This is a genomic window from Roseivivax sp. THAF197b, assembly GCF_009363255.1.
Classification (GTDB): Bacteria; Pseudomonadota; Alphaproteobacteria; order Rhodobacterales; family Rhodobacteraceae; genus Roseivivax.
In genome coordinates, this window is sequence record NZ_CP045318.1 from 2,565,798 (window position 1) to 2,584,184 (window position 18,387).

Consider the following 18,387-nt stretch of genomic DNA (forward strand, 5'->3'; position numbering starts at 1 on the left):
TGTTTACCACTCGGACGGCCCCGGTTTTCCGGGAATCGTGATCCTCAACAAGGGCGGGGGCGCATGTGAAAACGGCCACCCCATGGTTGGGATGGCCGCCTTCAGGTCTTTGGGATCTGCGTTCAGATCAGAAGTTCAGCGAGATATCGCGATGCTCCGCGTTGCAGGACGCAATGAATAGCGCCTGTTCCTTCGGCAGGCGCGGCTGCTGACGCAGACCGATCGTGCCCTGGATCGCCTGATCGTAGGCCTCCAGTTCCGGCAGAAGCTCGTTCTGCGCGCGACTGCGCCAGGCAAGCTCCGCCGCGATCATCTCCTGCGCCTCGGCGATGTATTCCAACGCGCGTTCGGCATTCGGCGTCCGGGCATCGATCTCCCGGCGAGCATCCGACAGCAGGCCGCGGATATCGTTGCCGCCGGCCACATCGCCGACCATCCGCTCCACGTCCTTGAAGCGCGTATCGGCTGTTTCGCCATCCATGCCCCGTGCGTCCTGCGCCAGCGCTTCGACCGGCGCTTCGAGAGCGGCCAGCGCCTCGACCGACGTGTCCGAGATCATCTCGCGCAGCTCCATCACCGGCTCGTAGGCCTGGTCCACGGTGCGACGGTACTGCGTCCGGGCGCGCCGGTCGGCGGACGTGATCTCGCCGTAGGCTGCCTCCGCCGCGTCCCAGCTTTCGGGCACTTGGCTGAGCAGGTTCTCGCGCTCCGCCTCCAGCTCGTCGACGCGCGCCTGCAGCCGCTCGGTCTCCCCGAAGCCGCGGCTGACCTGCGTGCGCAGCTCCTCCAGCGTGTCCTCGATCCGGCGTGCCTCTGCCTCGAGCTGACGCACGACGGTGTGCACCGGACGGTAATCGACCGCCTGCTCGGCCAGTTCGACCTTCAGGCGCTCGATCTCGGCCATGAGCGTGAAGGCTTCGCGCGCGTTTTCGAGACCGTCATTGAAGTCCTCGCGGGGATCGCGCGGCAGATAGGAGATATCCACGCTTTCCATGCGGTCGATGGACCCGCGGATCCGGTCGCCCTCGGTCTCGAAGGTCTCGGCCACGTAGTTCTCGACGCAATATTGCAGGGCGGGGTTGATCGGCGGCGGTGCCGTCTCTGCCGTGAGCGACGAGCGCATGGGCAGATAGTTCACCAAGGGCGGATAGCTCGCCACGATCAGGAGCGAAAAGAGTTGCAGACCGATGAAGGGCAGCACGCCGATATAGATCTGGATCGTCTTCACCGCAGAGGATGCCACGCCGCGCAGATAGAACAGCGCAAAGCCGAACGGTGGCGTGAGGAACGAGGTCTGGATGTTCAGACCGATCATCACGCCGAGCCAGACGGCGGTCACGTTCGCCTCGGGGTCGGCCAGAAGGATCGGCGCCACGATCGGCACCACGACGACCGCGATCTCGATGAAGTCGAGGAAGAAGCCCAGAACGAAGATCACCACCATGACAATGAAGAACTTCGTCCAGAACCCGCCCGGCAGACCTTCGAGGAAGTGCTTCACGAGCTCTTCGCCGCCGAAAGCGCGGAAGGCCGCGGTCAGCATGGCCGCACCCAGAAGGATGATGAAGACGAGCGAGGTGGTCTTCGCCGTCTCGACCATCACGCCGGTCAGGGCATCTTCGGTCACGTAGGCGCGGTAGCCGCTCCACAGGATGCCGATGATGGTGACGGCAGAACCGAAGATCGCGAGGTTGACGCCAAAGGCATCCTCGTCGCTTTGGATGTTCTGCACGTTGGTGTCGTAATTGGCCAGAACGTAGGCAATGACCGCAAGACCGCCCAGCGTCAGGATCGCCGGGACGAATTGCAGCCGTCCGCCGGGATGCAATCGGTAGCCTGCCATGACAAGCGCCCCGATGGCCCCGATGGCGCCCGCCTGGTTCACCGTGGCAATGCCCCCGATGATGGAGCCCAGAACCATTACGATCAGCGCAAGCGGCGGCACCATGGCCAGCAGCACGCGGCCGAGGAATTCCAGATCGTAGCCGTCATCATACGGCACGGCCGGCGCAAGCTTGGGCCGGATCAGCGCCACGGTCAGGATGAACAGGATATAGAGGCCCACGAGGACGAGGCCCGGCACCATCGCGCCGAGGAACATGTCACCCGCAGAGGTCGACACGACCGCGTATTCGGACGGCATCACCAGCTCGCCCGTGACCTCCTTGTAGAGATCCTGACGCGCCTGCCCCGCCTGATCGACCGCCGAAGACAGCTGGTCCGCGAGGATGATGAGCACGATCGAGGGCGGGATGATCTGCCCCAGCGTGCCCGAAGAGGCGATGATGCCCGTCGATAGCGGATTGGCATAGCCGTTGCGCATCATCGCGGGCAGCGAGATGAGACCCATCGCGACCACGGTCGCGCCCACGATGCCGGTGGTCGCGGCCAAAAGCGCGCCCACAACGACGACCGAGATGCCAAGACCGCCCGGCACCGGCCCGAAGAGCTGCGCCATGGTGACCAGAAGGTCCTCGGCGATCTTCGAGCGCTGCAGCATGATGCCCATGAAGATGAACAGCGGAATGGCGATCAGCGTGTCTCGTTCGGGTTCCCAATAGACCCCTCGGAGGTTGGTCACCCCCGCACTCAGCCATTGCGACGGGCCGCCCGACTCGAAATAGGCGTCCGTATCGCCGGTGAAGAGGTACCCTGCACCCGCGGCAAGCAGGATGGCGATGATGGCGGATCCCGGCAGGGCGAAGGCTACGGGATAGCCCGAGCCCAGCGCGTAAGCCATGATCACGACGAGAAGAAGAAGGAAAAAGAGCTCCATGAGATGCGGGCCTTTTCTTTACATCATTTCGGCGTGCGTCTCGCGCGCGCCCGGTTCATCGCGCGTATCGGCGACGGATTCGAAGAATTGGGCGACGAACTGCACCATCATCGTGACAGCGAAGACGCCAAGGAACCCGGCCATGAAGTACTTCACGTACATGCCGAAGCCCGATTGGGTCACCTCGAAGACCAGGATCGGCCCGACGATGACGCTCGATGACGATTGAAAGCCCAGGATCAGGATGGTCCAGCACAGCCCCATGCCCAGAAGGATCGCCCCCACCGCATTGACGCGGCCCTTCGACTGGCGGCGCATGCTGGCATAGAACAAATCGACCCGGACATGGCCGTCTTCCAGCAGCGTGTAGGCCGAGGCGAAAAGGAACAGCGCGCCGTACCAGAAGCGCACAAGGTCGGCCATGAAGGCCTGCTCATAGGAGAAGACGAAGCGGCTGAAGACGATCAGCAGCTCCGCCACCACGACGAGAAGCGCCAGCCAGATGAAGCCCAGCGTGCGCGTCACGGTGGCCAGCAGGATACCCAGAACCACGAGCGGTGTGTGAAAATAGAGCCCGCGGAACTGCGCCCTGCCCAGATTGCCCGCGAGGTCATCTCCCACAAGGCTCGCAAGCTGTCCGTTGACCCGCAGGAACGACACGATCGCATCGCCGAGCCCCACGAGAAGGACGACCCAGAAGGCCGCGCGGATGAGGAACGTGTTGATCGCGGTCACCCGCGCCGCATCTTCCCGCAGCGTCGTGTCCGGGGAGCGCAGGACGCTCATCACCGCAAGACCGATGGCCGCGACATAGATCAAGGCCTGGAGGACCGCGCCGAAACCGCCGCCTTCGCCGCTGAACAGCGTGGTGGCCCCCGGCATGTCGAACCAGAATTTCAGAATGGCGTTGAGGATGAAAGCCGTCATGCTGGACAGCATGATCCATCCGAAAATGCGCACGACCGGCGCTGGAGACGCGTACGTTTCGGTCATCCGAGACCCCCCTTGGATTATCCGCTGGACCCTTTAAGTGGGCCGAGCCGGATGTTCAATCCGGCTCGACCATGGCCGACTCCCCTGTCGGCAATCCATCAGCGCTCAGGTCAGATGCGCAGGAAGCGGTTCCGCTTCGCGACGTAAGGCGCGTCGGAATAGTTCGACCAAACACCCACGTTGTTGCGGACCTCTAGGAAGCTGTCGATGATCTCGGCGGCCAGCGCGGAGTGATCACGGGTCTCTTCGATCACCTCGTTGGCGGCTTCCCCGAAGACTTCGTAGACGTCGTCGTTGAATTCACGCAGCTCGACACCGTACTCGTTCACCAGGCGGTTCAGATAGATACCGTTCTGGTAGTTGGTTTCGGCAGGCTGACGCGCATTCTCTTCGGCACAGCAGATGGTGATGATCCGCTTGTGGTTGTCCGAAAGCTGCGACCAGAAATCGGCGTTCATGCCGAGGCTGACCTGCGATGCGGGCTCGTGCATACCCGGCCAGTAATAGTACTGCGCCGCCTCATAGAGCTTGAGGAAGAAGTCGTTCCACGGGCCCACCCATTCGGTCGCGTCGATCGCGCCCGAGACGAGGTTTTCGTAAATCTGACCACCCGGAAGCGACACGGGCGATGCGCCGACCTTGGCCATGACGTCGCCGCCGAGGCCCGGAATACGCATCTTGAGGCCGCGCAGATCCTCGGGCGAATTGATCTCCTTGTTGAACCAGCCGCCCATCTGCAGGCCGGTATTGCCGCAGGGAATGCCCTTGATGCCGAACTCTGCACCGATCTTGTCGAGCAGGTCCTGACCGCCGCCGAACTTCATCCAGGCGTCGATCTCGGTATAAGTCAGGCCGAACGGCACGGCGGTGAACGGCGCCCAGCCGGGGTGCTTGCCCTTCCAGTAATAGTCGGTGCCGATATAGGCCTGTGCGTTACCGGACGCGACTTCGTCGAAGCTGTCGAACGCGCCCACGCGCTCGCCCGCGGCGAAGTACTGAACGGCGATCTCGCCCTCGGTGGCCTCTTCGATGCGCGCGGCAACGCGCTGCGCCGAGGTGCCGAGGCCGGGGAAGTCACGACCCCAGGTCGAGACGATGACCATGTCGATGCGGTCCTGCGCAACAGCCGGAGCGGCCAGCGCGGATGCTGCGGCGCCGGTCGTGGCGACTTTCAGAAACTTACGTCTTTCCATTATTCATTGTCCTCCTTGTTGTTCGCACCCAGTCGGGCTGGAGTGCAACGTAGATGGCTGTCGACCGGTGACCAGTTTCAACATGGCGGGTCGGCCAATTGGGGGGCCTCCGGTGCCGCGACAATCCTCCATCGCGCGCCTTACCAAGCGCAGCCGTTACGCCGCGTGAAGCTTGCAGGTCTGAAAACCAAGCGCAATCAGCTATTGTGGGTATTTTGTGCTTAAAGATTACGCAGATCGCGTCAGATATTATGCATTTTCAGCCATTGCTCGGCGCGTGCGCCGCGGCCGCCCAAGACCGGTCTCCGAGGCGCGCGGCACGCTTCGCCGTGGACAGCGCGTAGCGCCCTTCTAAGGTTGGCAGACAAGGAGTGCCGTTCGACGGCGGCGCCGGGCAGCGAAAGGACAGACCATGACATCACCGGATCGGGACGCCCCCGGCGCGCAGGACATCGCGCGCGGTATTGCAGCCGGGCAAACGGATGCCTCGCGCGAACTGGAGGCCTGCCTTGACCGGATCGACGCGCGGGAGGACGCCATCGGCGCCTGGGTCGCCATCGACCGCGAGGGCGCACGCGCCGCGGCCCGCGCCCTCGATCAGCGCGGGCGGACAGGCCCGCTTCACGGCATCCCCATGGCCGTAAAGGATATTTTCGCGGCCAAAGACCTGCCCTGGCGCTGCGGCTCCCCGATCTGGAAGGACCGCGTGGCGGGGTTCGATGCGGGCTCCGTCGCCCTTGCGCGGGCTGCGGGTGCGGTCATCCTGGGCAAGACGGAAACCACGGAATTTGCCAGCTACACCCCGGCCCGGACCCTCAACCCGCATGACCCCACGCGCACGCCCGGCGGCTCCTCGTCGGGATCGGCGGCGGCGGTGGCAGCGGGCATGGTGCCCCTGGCGTTCGGGACGCAGACCTCGGGCTCGATCATCCGGCCCGCCTCCTATTGCGGGATCGTGGGGTTCAAGCCGTCCTTCGACCTCATCGAGCCGGGCGGCGTGGCACCCCTTGCGCGCAGTCTCGACACGATCGGGCTTTTCGCGCGCAGCGTCGAGGATGTGGCGCTCGGTGCAAGCGCGCTTGCGGGCTGCGATCTGACCCTCGATACACCGAAGACATCGGCGGAGCTGACGGCCTACCGCTCCGCCGCCTGGGCGGAGGCGGAGCCTGACCTCGTGACCGCGTGGGAGGCGTTCGAGACGGAGGTCAGTCGGCAGGCAGCCCCCTTCCCGCCCGAGATCGAGGCCGACCTGGCCAATGCAGCCGCGCTCCATGCCCGGATCATGGCCGCACAAGCCTCGGAAGCCTTGGCCTTCGAATACGCCACGGCGCCAGAGCTTTTGTCGGATGCCCTGCGCGATCAGTTGGAGGAAGGCCGCGCGATCAGCGTCGAGCAGCGCCACGCCGATTGGGTCGCAATGCGCAGGTTACGCCACATGGTCGATGCCGCCCTGCCGGAGGATGCGATCTTCCTGACCCCCGCGGCAACCGGCCCGGCCCCGGCACTCGAGGCGGGCACCGGCTCGCCCGCGTTCAACCGCATCTGGACCCTTCTGGGCCTGCCCTGCTGCACCGTGCCGATCCTGAAAGCGCAGGATGGCATGCCCATCGGCGTGCAGATCGTGGGCGCCACCGGCAATGACCGGGGCGTGTTGCGGATGGCACAAACCGTGCTGGCCCGGTATGGACGCACACACTGACGAGATGCGCGGAGCACGCGAAACCGCGCGCCGCCAAGAATAAAGCAAAAGGGATGAAACAGCATGCTTCACGCAGCTATGGGATTTGAGGGCGCGGTCACGGCGCCGCACCGGGCCGCCGCACTGGCAGGCCGCGACGTGCTTCGCGACGGCGGCACCGCGATCGAGGCGATGGTCGCCGCGGCCGCCACCATTGCCGTGGTCTATCCGCACATGAACGGGATCGGCGGCGACGGGTTCTGGATCGTCAAGCGCCCCGGAGAGGCACCCCAGGGCATTTTCGCGGGCGGCCAGGCGGCGGCGCTGGCGACCCCGGACTGGTATGCGGATCAGGGCCATGAGGGCGCCATTCCAGCCCGCGGCGGGCTGGCCGCGCTGACCGTGCCCGGCACGATCGGCGGTTGGGAGGCTGCCCTCGGACTTGCAGAGACGCGCCTGCCCCTGTCGCGCCTTCTGGCACCCGCCATCGGCTACGCGCAGGACGGCATCGCGGTGACCGGCAATCAGCATCGCACCACCCGCGACAAGCTCGATGGCTTGCGCGACGTGCCAGGCTTTGCGGAGCATTTCCTGCTGGACGGAGACGTCCCGGCCCCAGGCGCGCGCCTGACGCAGACGGCACTCGGGCAGACCTTGGCGCAATTGGCCGAGCATGGCCTGCGCTCCTACTATACCGGCCCCATTGCCGAGGCGCATGCGCGCTTTCTGGAGGCCAATGGCAGCCCGCTGCGCCTGCAGGATTTCCACGACTACGCCGCCGAAGGCGTCACGCCGCTCGAGCTGACGACCTCGCAAGGCACGATCTGGAACATGATCCCGCCGACGCAGGGCGTGTCGTCGCTGATGATCCTCGGTCTCTTTGACCGGCTGGGCGTGACCGAGGCCGAGGGCTTCGACCATATCCACGGTCTCATCGAGGCCACCAAGCAGGCCTTCATTCAGCGCAATGCCGAGCTGGGCGATCACACCCATATGGCGACGCCCGCGCAGGACTGGCTGGAAGGCACCCATCTCGACGCGCTGGCCGCCAGGATCGACCGGGCGCGCGCCCTGCCCTGGCCCTACGAGCCCAAGGCGGGCGACACGATCTGGATGGGTGCCTGCGACCGCGACGGCACCATGGTCAGCTTCATCCAGTCGGTGTTCTGGGAATTTGGCTCCGGCCTGACCTGCCCCGAGACGGGGGTCTTCTTCCAGAACCGCGGCGCGGGCTTCTCGCTCGCACCCGGCCCGAACCAGCTCGCCCCCGGCAAGCGGCCCTTCCACACGCTGAACCCAGCCATGGCCGAGCTGCCCGATGGCCGCGTGATGGCCTACGGCACGATGGGCGGCGAAGGCCAGCCGCAGACGCAATCGGCGGTCTTCACCCGTGCTGCGCAATTCGGTCAGGATCTGCAAGCGGCGGTCACGGCACCGCGCTGGCTTCTGGGCAAGACCTGGGGGGACAACACGACCACGCTGAAACTCGAAGACCGGTTCGACCCCGACCTGGTGGCGGCCCTGCGCGCGGCGGGCCACGAGGTCGAGATGATCGACGCCTATTCCGACCTCGCAGGCCATGCGGGCGCCGTGATGCGCCATCCCTCGGGCCTTCTGGAAGCCGCATCCGATCCCCGCTCCGACGGGGCAGCGATCACCGATTGAGTTGCAAGGAGGGCGCCGTGCCAAGCTGCGGCGCCTTCCGGACTGGCTTGCCGACGGCCGCGCGGAACCAACGCGCAAAGTCATCGCGGACGGGATAGACAGGTCTCGGGAAGATCAGGTGGTGCCCCCACGCGGCACGGACTCTTGCTCCTATCAGTCGCGTCGATTCGAGTCAAATTCAGCAATTTCAATATCTTATAAAATTCCCACTTCACCTATGCGTGTATATAGAGGGCAGAGCTGGCCCCTCGATTGGCCCCTCTAGAAAGCCCTGTTTAGCGGTGGTATGCGCCGATCATGGTGATGGAAAAACTGACAGACGCAGAGTGCCGGAATGCCGGTCCCGGAGAGCTACACGATGGCGGCGGCCTGTTCCTCGACGTGAAGAAGACAGGCTCGCGTTCGTGGAAGTTCCGCTGGACCGCGATGGTCGATGGCAAGGCCAAGCGTTCGAAGATGGGCCTAGGGGCCTACCCTGCGGTGAGCTTGAAGCGCGCCAGAGAGAAAGCGCAGGAGTGCCGGAAGGCTGTGGCCGAAGGCAGGGGCCCCCGGAAGCTCTGGTCCAAACCAGCCCGGTCGAAGACCTTCAAGGATGTGAGCTACGAATTCTTCGATCTTTACAAGGGGAAATTGAAGGGTGACGGAGAGGCAGGCCGATGGCTAAGCCCTCTAAAAACGCATGTATTCCCGAAAATCGGAAATCGCCCGATCGCGGAGCTTTCTCTCGACGATTTGGTTGAAGTAATCTGGCCAATCAATGGCCGGGACGTAGGGCGGAAAGCCCTGGACCGCATAAACCTCATCATGGATCATGCCAGAGGGCGCGAGCAGACACACCTCAGCGACGTAAAGAGGCTCGTGAAAGCCCAGCTTCCCCGGACCAGTCGGAAGAGCGTAGGACACCCGGCGCTGGATTGGCGGGACATGCCCGGACTTTGGCTCGCGCTCGGTGACAGCGTGGCGCACATCGGGTTGAAGTTTTATCTGCTCAACGTGCCGCGTACATCGAACGTGACACAAGCTCGGTGGGACGAGATCGACATGCAGGCGGGTGTCTGGGACATTCCGCCGGAGACAACGAAGACAGGGGAGCCTTTTGCCGCGCCGCTGGCGCGACAATCAATGGACCTGCTTCGCATCGCCAAGCGTCATTTCGTCATGGAAGGCAACGATCATATCTTTCCATCACCAACCGCCCGCAAGAAAGGCGTTATCAGCGAGAATACATGGGGCAAGTGGTTGAAGGACCATGACTGGAAGGCCGCAGATGGCCGTCATGCCGTAGCCCACGGGTTCCGCGCTACCTTCGCGACATGGTGCGGCGACGAACAGGTTTGCGAGAAGGACATGGCCGTCCGCTGTATTCAGCACAAAGTCGAGAATGCCGCTGACGCGGCGTATCTCAGGTCGAGGCTCCTGCCTCAACGCCGCGCAGTCATGCAGCGGTGGGCGGACTTCGTGACCAGTGGCGAACTTGCCGCACAAGAGGCCCATCGCCGCAAGGAAGAGCAGAAGAGTTACTTGGAGTCCTACCCCGAGAAGCCGGGACGAAACGGTGAGCAGCGTACCGGAGCCGAGATTGAGGAGTGGTATCGCCGTGACAACGAGGACGACAAGGACCTGCCTACCGGAGCGCATGAAGAGGACATGCCAAACCATTTGGAGATAGAGAAATGGGCTGCGGACTACGTACCTCCCAAGAAGTGAGGTTCCGGTGAAGGCGGGAACACGTCCAACACCGTGCAGTCGAGAAGACTCGATACTCGGACGCCCCCAAAATACCACTATTTTATTGAGCTTTTAAGGTCGCGTGACACAGCGCGGGGTCGAGATATGCGTCACGTCTGGGTACCCGCTAACGCGGGTAGTCAGGCCTAGAGACTCTGAGTCCGCCGCCACACGGCGGCCCGAAAACACAGGCGAAGCGGCATCAACCCGCGCCTTCTTCGAGCGCAAGGGCGCTTGTCCATCGATCAGCTTACTGAATCAGCCCGGATCATTTCGGCGCTCCCAGTCGCACAACCGCATTTGGCTCTTGATTCAAACCTTGCGAAGCCAGCGCCGAGCCATTCAATAATAAGGCGCGGATCACTTTGGTGGCGAGCCAAACGCACTTTTTGCGGCGTTGGTATGGTCTCGCCCAATTAGGCCCATAGCCAAAATGCTTCTCTCCGATTGCCCCGTCCCCCTCAAATGGCGAGCGCGGTCGCATATAGACAGCTTTTATATCCTCTCTCGCGGACCCCGATCCTGCCATATCATTCGTGTCTGATGGGCCTTAATCTATGATCAAGCCGCTTTTCACAGAGCGCCTGTCGGCTCTATCCCCCTACCCCATCTCGACACGACAACGCCCCGTCCGCGCCACAATGCGGGCAGGATCACCCCGCACCAAAGCACCATCGAAAAGGAGACCATTCATGAAAAAGATCATTGCCCGCGCCGCCCTCGCCCTCCCCCTCATGATCGCCGGGATCGCGTCCGCCGACGAGGTGGCAACGGAGGATACCTGCGCAAACATCCACACTCTGGCAGAAGCCATCATGGGGCATCGCCAGAACGGTGTGGCCATGCCCGGTTTGATGCAGGCCGTCCCCGATGCTCCGCTGGCACAAGCCCTCATCAAGGCCGCATATACCCAACCGCGTTACAGCGTGCCGGAGAACCAGCAGGAAGCCATCGCGGATTTCGCCAACGACATGGCGGCGGCGTGTTATAGCGGCTGACCTCCTGAGAGCCTCTCAGAGGCCCTGTGGAGCGCTCCAACGAGAAAGGGCGGGGACACATCGTCTCCGCCCTTCTTCGTGTCTCTGAGGCTCTCTGAGCGCGTCTCCTCACGCGTGGCTCGATGACCTGATCTTGCGCGTGCCGCGCCGACCGGAACTGGCCCTCTCGTAGGCCAGATATTGCGAGATCAAGGGTACCCCGAGCAACTCTGTCGGCTGAGACGCCGTAAAGAGCGGGAAGCGGATGCTCGCTGCGTGTTGCACAAACGGCCGCTAAACGCAGGTTGTAGACGATAGGCATATCTTTTTGACAATCCGCGTAGCGCGGCGTCACGATGCGACAACGAAGCCTCCGTAGACCTTCGCGATTTCTTTCTCCCAAGCCCGATTGAACCAAGTCATATGTGGCTTCACCTGCTGCCTGATTTCTTTGCTGCCCATCACGTCTGCCGCCTTGTAGGCGTATTTTAAGAAATTCCGGCGCTTTCCTAGGTGGGTATAGCGGCTGAGTACCTCACGCTTAAAAACCTGGAACGACGGAATCTCATTGCCTTTTGCCGCGACAAGTTTTGCGTGGATGCCGCGTCGCATTTTATGCCGGTACGCGTCGAGGGATGATGGTCGGATCAGCACCGTGTTGCCGTCAAACGTGAAACCAAGATACTGGATCGCCTTCGCTGAAATGAGACGACCACATTGGAAGTGAGCGTGGTCGGTTTTGTCGACCGACATAGCAAGTCCAAAATCGGCCAACATCTTCTCTACAACCGAGACGACGTGATCAACTTTTTTTCCCAAGGGAAGAACGACGGCAATATCGTCCGAATAGCGGCGATAAGACCCGCCGTAGCGTCCAACCCACGCCATCATTTCTCGGTCAAATGTCCGCAGGTAGATGTTGGCGTAGAGACCAGAAATTGGCGTCCCTTGTGGGATGCCGAACGTCTGGTCATGCTTCCGAACCAGCCCGCCTTTGCGCCCCCTTACGTGTTGGACAAAATCGGCTGGAGAGCAGACCCGACCGTGGCCGTTTCGCTTCTTTCCCAGTACGGCGTCTAGATCCTCCGTCTCAACCCACGAGTAGCGGGTCACATTCTTCCACACTGTGCCGTGGTGGCCGTAAAGCCGAGTTTCGCCCATTAAGCCCGCGACTTCATCTCGCAACAGCGTGTGGTCAAGGCAATCAAAAAAGCCGGAGATGTCCATTGCTACGACGGTACAATCCTGGCGAAGCACGATCTCGTCAAACAGCGATTTGGCGTGGTGGATGTTTGTTCCTCCGCCTTTGCGATAGGCCAGAACAGCGCCAGCGGTCCCGTCTTCTGCCAGCGCTCGTTCATAAGACGGGTTTAGATGTTCCGCATATGCCTGCAAGTATGCAGCGTCGGCGTGTCCGGCGAACCGGATCGGACGAGGCTTATCTTTCACCTTTCGGATGAAATTCCCGTCTGCACCCCGAAGCCATTTTCCATCGGCACCTTTCTGGCGGATGTATCGACGGGCGAGATCCGTAAACCCGAGCATCGGCAAGAAACGGTGCGGCTCGAGCTCTTGCGTGAAATCAATCGCCAGCTCACGCTCGGTTTCTGGCAAGGGCAGATCGAAATGCTTGTAGCGCCGCTCCTTCGAAATGGCAGGCAACACAAAATCATCGGTCGATGGATCAAATTCGTTCTCGGTAGGCAGGTAAAACCCGGGCATAGCGACTCCGTTCGTCAAATGCCCGGGCTATTTAACCTTGCTCCCATCAGCAGGTGCACGATTGCACCCTCCGGTACGAGATAACCTTGCGTGGTATAATATCACCACGATGTGTCTGGAAGGATGCGACATGACCGAGATCAAGCCGACCCGGAACCTGCTGGCGCGGATAGCGCTTGCGGTCCTTAACACTGGTCATCCGGGCCCAACGTCCCGGGGCCTCTCTCACATGGGTGCTCAAAGACGGTATACAAGACGTCACCAAATTTTTTTTCGCGTTTTGTTCTTTTTCTTTTTGGGTCACTTGGCCCAGGCTGGCAGGGCTCCCGCTTCAACCAAGCGTTGACGCGTAAATGGGTCAAGCGCCTCGGGCAGCAACTCGCGCAGTAACCGCCATTCAGGCGACGCCTCGCTGACCTGTTCAATATGGCCGAGCCTGTGGCCTTTGATCGCCCGCCGAAGGTGTTCCCCGACGCTGCCCTTTAGCAAGCCGCGCTGTGACGTGTTCTCGATTAAGGCAGTCAGCAAGCGTGCATAAGGGGCGAGTGATCCAGAGTTCTGGAAGGTGTTCAGCATGGCGCGAATGTTCGGGTGCCCACTTGCGAAGTTCTCCGGCTTGCCAGCGGCTTCCGCGATGATGGAGAACGCGGCGGCAACTAAGCGGTCAACGCGCTTCCGTTCCGCGAATGGCTCAAGGTCTGCCAACGGCAGGTCGCTCAGTCTATCGCCCCACGCTCGCAGAGCACGGAAATAGGGGAAGCGTTTCGATTTGATCCGTTCGAGCAGCGGCCCAACAAGTCGGTCTTCAAGAAAGGGAAGGCAGGACTCCGGGAATGTCAGAGCATCGAAGCGGACTAAGACAGGAGCGTCGTATCCTGCGCCATCCGACATATAGCAGGTCAGGACGAGCGTGCGCTGATCGCGCGATGCGTTGATCGCCTGCTGATCCAGGACGAAGGCATTGCCCCTGTGCCGATGCACAACATCCGAAACCGCCTGCGGCACGCGTTCGGGATCGAAAGACGACAGCACCCAAAGCAGCGGAATGCCTTCACGGTCGTAGTGAATGCAACGCTGCGACACCTCCGTCTGGAAGGTGTGGGACATTTGGTATTCGACGGCGAAGCGCCCGAAGTCTCGCCAGTCAACCAAAACGTCGGGATAGCGCCCGTGCTTGCCGTCTGTGGGCGGCAGATACTCATCTACCTTCGTTTCTTCGCACCGCTCGTCCAAGCCAGCGAGTTCCGAAATGAGTTCGCACATGCTGCGGTGCATTTTGGATTCTTGCTGGCCGCGATACTGGGCCGCCCGCGCATCATTCGGGTGCATGTTATTCCCGGAATACCAAGGGCAGCGCGGATCAGAACCCTGGTAATGTGCGAACAACGGGCGCCCGTGTGAAGTAGTAATGTATATTTGCCCGTGGCAGGCGACGCAGTGCGCGACCAGACCGTCTTTCCCGTTGCGGTGATCCGTAATTCCTGCCCGTAAGCTCTCCCATCCGTCGCGTGGCATGGCGAGCAAATCGCGGGCCGATAGTGGGCCTAGGTTTTCAAAGATTACTTCTTCAATTAATCGGCGAGGTTGGTTGGGCATTGTCCGAAAATATAGCTTTAGTGTGGTGTTGGAGGTCCGTGTGGCTGACTGGCTATAGCCACCTACAGCAGTTTGCCAACCGTTTCACGAATGTCCGCAACGGGCCGTCCATGATCGCCGCTCCATCCGAGTGATGCAGGGATTCTGCACCGCCTTCGATGGCCGCGAAGAGCCCAATTTGACCGATGCTGCGCCATATTCCAAGGTCGGCTTCGTCTGCATGTCTCGCGGTTGAATTTCTCTTTACACGCCAGCTTATAGCCAGAGTCTTGTCTACGAGGGCCCCATAAGCTGATCAAAGTTTAGACCTGCAGGCGATCTTCTGTTCTCGGCTAACTGTGGAAAGTATCCCCGCGAATCAAAAGCAATTTCATCATTCTGCCCTTGCAGCAGCTTAATCAACTCAACTCGCGACTGCGAGAGTGTTTCTGTTTTCAGGACGCTCTCGCCATCTCTGCCAGAAGTTAAAAGATGCCATCTTGCCCCAATAGAACGTAGCCGTATCATCAAAGACAGCGCGCCCGGATCCTCGTTTGAGATACGAAGGAAGTATGCGTAGTTGAACGAATTTTCCGAACCGACAATTCTCTCTACCAGATCAAACATCCTGGCAAGGTACTGCTGCCATAGCTGTTGCTCCAAGTTGGCTTGTTCATTCAAAACCAGCAACGCTCTAGAGTAGCCCAGCGTCAGATTGAAGCTGGAAACATAATCATCTGCCTCCGCCTCATTATTAGCATTAAGCGGTGCGAGGTTTGCAATTTCAGCTATGGCTTCAATAATTTCCTTTTCAATCGCCTCAATGGTTTCATTGTCTACCGAGGGCTTTAGATCGGTGCGCTCCCCCAGGACTGCAGCTTGAACAATCTTTGATTGCTCCCTGGGATCGGCACCTAGCAACCCAGCTATGGCTCGAGTTTCTAAAGCCAGCATTTGCTCCTCGTAGTTGGGCGCTTGTGCTGCTCCGATCAATTCTTGGAGAGTTTTCGGTTGGAAATGAGATTGGGTCCAGAAGGTGGCTGTTCCCATCAAAATCAAACCAAGACAGAGCGAGGTCACGCAGGCTCCCACAAAGGCCAATCTCTCTCGCCCACCTTTCTGAGAAATATCTTCGCGAGCCAAATAGAATCCGCTTGCCCCTGCAATAAGACCGAAGAGCAGAGGTATGACCACAGCGACGACCGGTGAACTACTCAGTACAGTTAATACACCGATTACTGCGCCAACGAAGAACGTACCAACTGCAAAAAAGTAATGTTGTCGCATGCTATCTATCCTTTCTCAAAAAATGTGGGAACTGACATGGAGTTTCCTTGTGAAGACGACCATATTTTGCACTGTTTTACTACCGAAACCGGACACCGGCGATGCTGATGCGAACGACCACGTCGTCCCGCATTGCGGTATTGGCGAGCCGCGGAGCGATGAGTGGCGCTTCGCCGCTCGTGTTCGAGCGCTGCGCGTCACAATACTCAAGATGGGCAACTCGGGTTCGATCTGTGACCAGGTTTCGGCTGTCGCAGCCGAGGTCAGCGACAAACGACTACGTGGGATATCTACCGTCGTACTCGGAAGGTTACAGCGCCCGGTGGAGTAGCGGTGCAGGGATATAACAAGCCAGCGGATCACCCCTTCAGCGATTTCGCTCGAGACGAAAGTGTTCTCGCGGGCCACCTCTCCCGTAAGCTCCGGTAGATGGCTAGTTTCCGAAGCGCGCCGCAACTGCAACCCGTGCGATAACGCTGCGTGCTTGCAGCCACTGTCATCGCTCTGAGAAAGGGCGGATACCCCCCCTTGGGTCCCCGCCTCCCAAGTACCAAAACACTATCGGCGGTCACCATGTTTAGGCTGAAGCAGGATGCAACGCCTTAAATGCATGGCCGCTGACGCGGCGCGGGCCTACTGAGTGACCCGCCACGGGCCATGATGGGCCGCTTTCAAGCAGTCCGAGCCGATTCTGCTCCTTTAGCGTCACGGAGGATACGATACACACTGGCCCGTCCGATACCCGCGATCTTGGCGATCTCGTCGGGGCGCAGCTCGCGTGCATGGAGACGCAGGACCTCGTCTGTCTTCGCCCGGGCAGTCGGCGCGCGCCCCTTGTATTTGCCCTCCTTCTTCGCTTTAGCGATCCCGTAGGCGCGGCGCTCGGCCATCCGGTCCCGTTCAAACTGCGCGACTGCACCCATCATTCGGACCAGCAGCATCTGTGTTGGATCGCGCGGATCAAGCGGATGCGGCGAAAGGTCAGGCAGGAGCCAGATCACGTTGTGATTAGTCGGGTGGGTGATGGCCGCGTCAGCAGCGGCGAGGTCGCGGAAGGCTCGGTCGAGCTTTGAGGCGACGATACAGATGCGGCGGTCGGGGGTGGCCTCGCAGTTGGCTTTAGCGAGAAGCTTCTCGAACACAGGACGGGGCCCCTTGGTCGATGCCTCCTCTACGTTGATGCTGTCGGCGGGCACGCCCAGCTCGCGGAGGACACGGTGCTGCTCTTCCCAGCCCGCGCCCTGATCGACCTTGTTGGTCGAGACCCTGACGTAACCGATCATCTCCATATGCGCGCCTCTCTGATTCTCATTAGATACAAAACCCAATGATACAGTCTCACTAGGACCGGCATAAGCCATTTCTGAGAAACAATGCACGGCGATTGTCGCGGATCGCTGGAGATGACCCTATTGAGAAACTAGTCAGAAACGGAAGGACGCTGGAAAAGCACTCTTACGCTGCTTGGACGGGGCCGGAAACTTGCTGGAGAAGCGTTTTATGGGTGGGTTGCGGACCTTCGCTGCTACCTGCAGGAATGGCGACTCTAAGTATGGGCGGCGTTGTGAGTCTGCGGCGCCCCCCCCCGAGAGCTCAATCTCAGCGCAGTCATCATCCGTATGCACGTTCGGGCAGATACGAGGCTATGATGGTATTGAGGTATCAACGTTCGAAAAACGGTAATGCACGCGATCCACTTTCATAACTGCGGACGCTCTTTCATCAAAATCAAAGGCCGCCGGATCAAAGGCGCAGAGGTTAATACCTTTACCCACCGAACTGCGGTAGATGACGCCCTCGAATCCATTTCGTATCAGGATATCGGACAATAGTTGTGTGATGGAATATCGTTGCCTCTCCTCCGGGATTACCGGCGCGCTCAATAGTGTATCAATATGGTAGATAAGCGCGAAAAGGTCCAGCCGGGCATCCGACGAAGAGAAAGGGCCAATAGCAAGGTCGAAGCGTGCCACACGAAGGTCTTTACGAGCGCGGAACCCGCCAACCGAGACAAAATGACTCGGATGCGGCCGAATCTCGGCAAGAGCCGTTTCGATTTCAGAAGCAACATAGAGAACAGAAACGCCTTGTCGGTTGGTGCGACCGGCAGATGCCAGCGGAGGTGGCAGTGCGCCAATGGCCGAATCTTTATAGGGCGTAGCAACATGGGTAACATTGCGCCAATCAACGTGGACCGACCTCTCCTGGACACCAATTCGCCCACGATACCAAATCGTTCCTTCCGTAACTGATGCTTCAATATCGTCCTTGATCTGATCGACAACTTTCTCCATCGCATCTTCAACCGCATGAAAATTTTCACGTTCAAGTCGCTTTTCAATGCTTCGTAGCTCCCGGTTGCGTGTCTCGGGAATCGAAAACTGAATGCCCCGTCCTCCTACACCGTCGTCACCAGCAAAAAGGCAAATCCCCTTGTCATAGTCGGGGTAAATCTCCCCTTCCCAAGTGATCCGATTAATAAATTCGTCCTGGTAATCTTGGCACGTAGCGACTTCGAGGATTGGATTCTCTTGGCTAAGTAGGACTTCGTCTAAGGAAGTGCCGCCCCAATGATGATTGTAATCATCTTCGCTGAAATGCAGCCGTATCAGCGCTCGGATGAGATTCCGTAGAAGTTCGAAGCGTTTTGGATTGAATACGTCCCCCAACGTCCCACATGCGCCGCAAACGCCCGCTTTCAGATCGCTTGTTACCAGTGCTTTTACTTCGGGGTGTTTAGCACATGCCGCACAAAGGCTGACCTGCTCTTCGTCCATCAAATTACGCCCCTGC

At 60.4% G+C, this 18,387-nt stretch carries 12 protein-coding genes; 4 read left to right on the top strand and 8 right to left on the bottom strand.

What is annotated here, in order from left to right:
• Positions 1-127 precede the first annotated feature (127 nt).
• The 3 genes from FIV09_RS12410 to FIV09_RS12420 all read right to left on the bottom strand — a co-directional run bounded on the left by FIV09_RS12410 (position 128) and on the right by FIV09_RS12420 (position 4,962).
• The gene (locus FIV09_RS12410) at positions 128-2,776 is read right to left on the bottom strand and encodes a TRAP transporter large permease subunit (RefSeq protein WP_152450236.1); all 2,649 of its coding nucleotides are present in this window, start codon (positions 2,774-2,776) and stop codon (positions 128-130) included.
• Between the two features lie 18 nt (positions 2,777-2,794).
• Positions 2,795-3,769 carry a TRAP transporter small permease subunit gene (locus FIV09_RS12415; protein ID WP_152450237.1) on the bottom strand — a complete coding sequence of 325 codons (975 nt, stop codon included), beginning with the start codon at positions 3,767-3,769 and terminating at the stop codon, positions 2,795-2,797.
• 110 nt (positions 3,770-3,879) lie between these two features.
• A complete protein-coding gene (locus FIV09_RS12420; protein WP_152450238.1) occupies positions 3,880-4,962 on the bottom strand; it encodes a TRAP transporter substrate-binding protein in 1,083 nt (360 codons plus the stop codon).
• A gap of 412 nt (positions 4,963-5,374) precedes the next feature.
• Here FIV09_RS12420 and FIV09_RS12425 point away from each other — a divergent pair, with 412 nt between their 5' ends.
• The 4 genes from FIV09_RS12425 (at position 5,375) to FIV09_RS12440 (ending at position 11,031) form a co-directional block, all read left to right on the top strand.
• A complete protein-coding gene (locus tag FIV09_RS12425) occupies positions 5,375-6,661 on the top strand; it encodes an amidase (RefSeq protein WP_152450239.1) in 1,287 nt (428 codons plus the stop codon).
• A 63-nt stretch (positions 6,662-6,724) separates the two neighbouring features.
• Positions 6,725-8,305: a gamma-glutamyltransferase family protein gene (locus FIV09_RS12430; RefSeq protein WP_152450240.1), complete on the top strand. Its 1,581-nt coding sequence runs from the start codon at positions 6,725-6,727 to the stop codon at positions 8,303-8,305.
• A gap of 303 nt (positions 8,306-8,608) precedes the next feature.
• The gene (locus FIV09_RS12435) at positions 8,609-10,012 is read left to right on the top strand and encodes an integrase arm-type DNA-binding domain-containing protein (RefSeq protein ID WP_216646958.1); all 1,404 of its coding nucleotides are present in this window, start codon (positions 8,609-8,611) and stop codon (positions 10,010-10,012) included.
• Positions 10,013-10,725: 713 nt separating this feature from the next.
• On the top strand, positions 10,726-11,031 hold the full coding sequence (locus FIV09_RS12440) for a hypothetical protein (protein WP_152450242.1): 306 nt from the start codon (positions 10,726-10,728) through the stop codon (positions 11,029-11,031).
• Between the two features lie 330 nt (positions 11,032-11,361).
• Here FIV09_RS12440 and drt2 read toward each other — a convergent pair whose 3' ends face one another.
• From drt2 to FIV09_RS12465, 5 genes are all read right to left on the bottom strand, one after another.
• A complete protein-coding gene (gene drt2, locus FIV09_RS12445; RefSeq protein ID WP_152450243.1) occupies positions 11,362-12,732 on the bottom strand; it encodes an antiviral reverse transcriptase Drt2 in 1,371 nt (456 codons plus the stop codon).
• 300 nt (positions 12,733-13,032) lie between these two features.
• Complete coding sequence (locus FIV09_RS12450) at positions 13,033-14,061, bottom strand: competence protein CoiA family protein (RefSeq protein WP_216646430.1); 1,029 nt, start codon at positions 14,059-14,061, stop codon at positions 13,033-13,035.
• A 540-nt stretch (positions 14,062-14,601) separates the two neighbouring features.
• On the bottom strand, positions 14,602-15,594 hold the full coding sequence (locus FIV09_RS12455) for a hypothetical protein (protein ID WP_152450245.1): 993 nt from the start codon (positions 15,592-15,594) through the stop codon (positions 14,602-14,604).
• Positions 15,595-16,265: 671 nt separating this feature from the next.
• Positions 16,266-16,883 (bottom strand): recombinase family protein, encoded by a 618-nt coding sequence (locus FIV09_RS12460; RefSeq protein ID WP_172975710.1) that lies wholly within the window; start codon positions 16,881-16,883, stop codon positions 16,266-16,268.
• A 354-nt stretch (positions 16,884-17,237) separates the two neighbouring features.
• Entirely contained in the window at positions 17,238-18,371 is a 1,134-nt protein-coding gene (locus FIV09_RS12465; protein WP_172975711.1) for an RES family NAD+ phosphorylase, read from the bottom strand.
• Between the last annotated feature and the right edge of the window lie 16 nt (positions 18,372-18,387).

Bases quoted from the DNA above. Each gene is read 5' to 3' on its own strand.
- FIV09_RS12435 (WP_216646958.1), top strand. From the start codon at position 8,609: ATGGAAAAACTGACAGACGCAGAGTGCCGGAATGCCGGTCCCGGAGAG.
- FIV09_RS12455 (WP_152450245.1), bottom strand. From the start codon at position 15,594: ATGCGACAACATTACTTTTTTGCAGTTGGTACGTTCTTCGTTGGCGCA.
- FIV09_RS12465 (WP_172975711.1), bottom strand. From the start codon at position 18,371: ATGGACGAAGAGCAGGTCAGCCTTTGTGCGGCATGTGCTAAACACCCC.
- FIV09_RS12425 (WP_152450239.1), top strand. From the start codon at position 5,375: ATGACATCACCGGATCGGGACGCCCCCGGCGCGCAGGACATCGCGCGC.
- FIV09_RS12430 (WP_152450240.1), top strand. From the start codon at position 6,725: ATGCTTCACGCAGCTATGGGATTTGAGGGCGCGGTCACGGCGCCGCAC.
- FIV09_RS12420 (WP_152450238.1), bottom strand. From the start codon at position 4,962: ATGGAAAGACGTAAGTTTCTGAAAGTCGCCACGACCGGCGCCGCAGCA.
- FIV09_RS12440 (WP_152450242.1), top strand. From the start codon at position 10,726: ATGAAAAAGATCATTGCCCGCGCCGCCCTCGCCCTCCCCCTCATGATC.
- FIV09_RS12450 (WP_216646430.1), bottom strand. From the start codon at position 14,061: ATGCACCCGAATGATGCGCGGGCGGCCCAGTATCGCGGCCAGCAAGAA.
- FIV09_RS12415 (WP_152450237.1), bottom strand. From the start codon at position 3,769: ATGACCGAAACGTACGCGTCTCCAGCGCCGGTCGTGCGCATTTTCGGA.
- FIV09_RS12410 (WP_152450236.1), bottom strand. From the start codon at position 2,776: ATGGAGCTCTTTTTCCTTCTTCTTCTCGTCGTGATCATGGCTTACGCG.
- FIV09_RS12460 (WP_172975710.1), bottom strand. From the start codon at position 16,883: ATGGAGATGATCGGTTACGTCAGGGTCTCGACCAACAAGGTCGATCAG.
- drt2 (WP_152450243.1), bottom strand. From the start codon at position 12,732: ATGCCCGGGTTTTACCTGCCTACCGAGAACGAATTTGATCCATCGACC.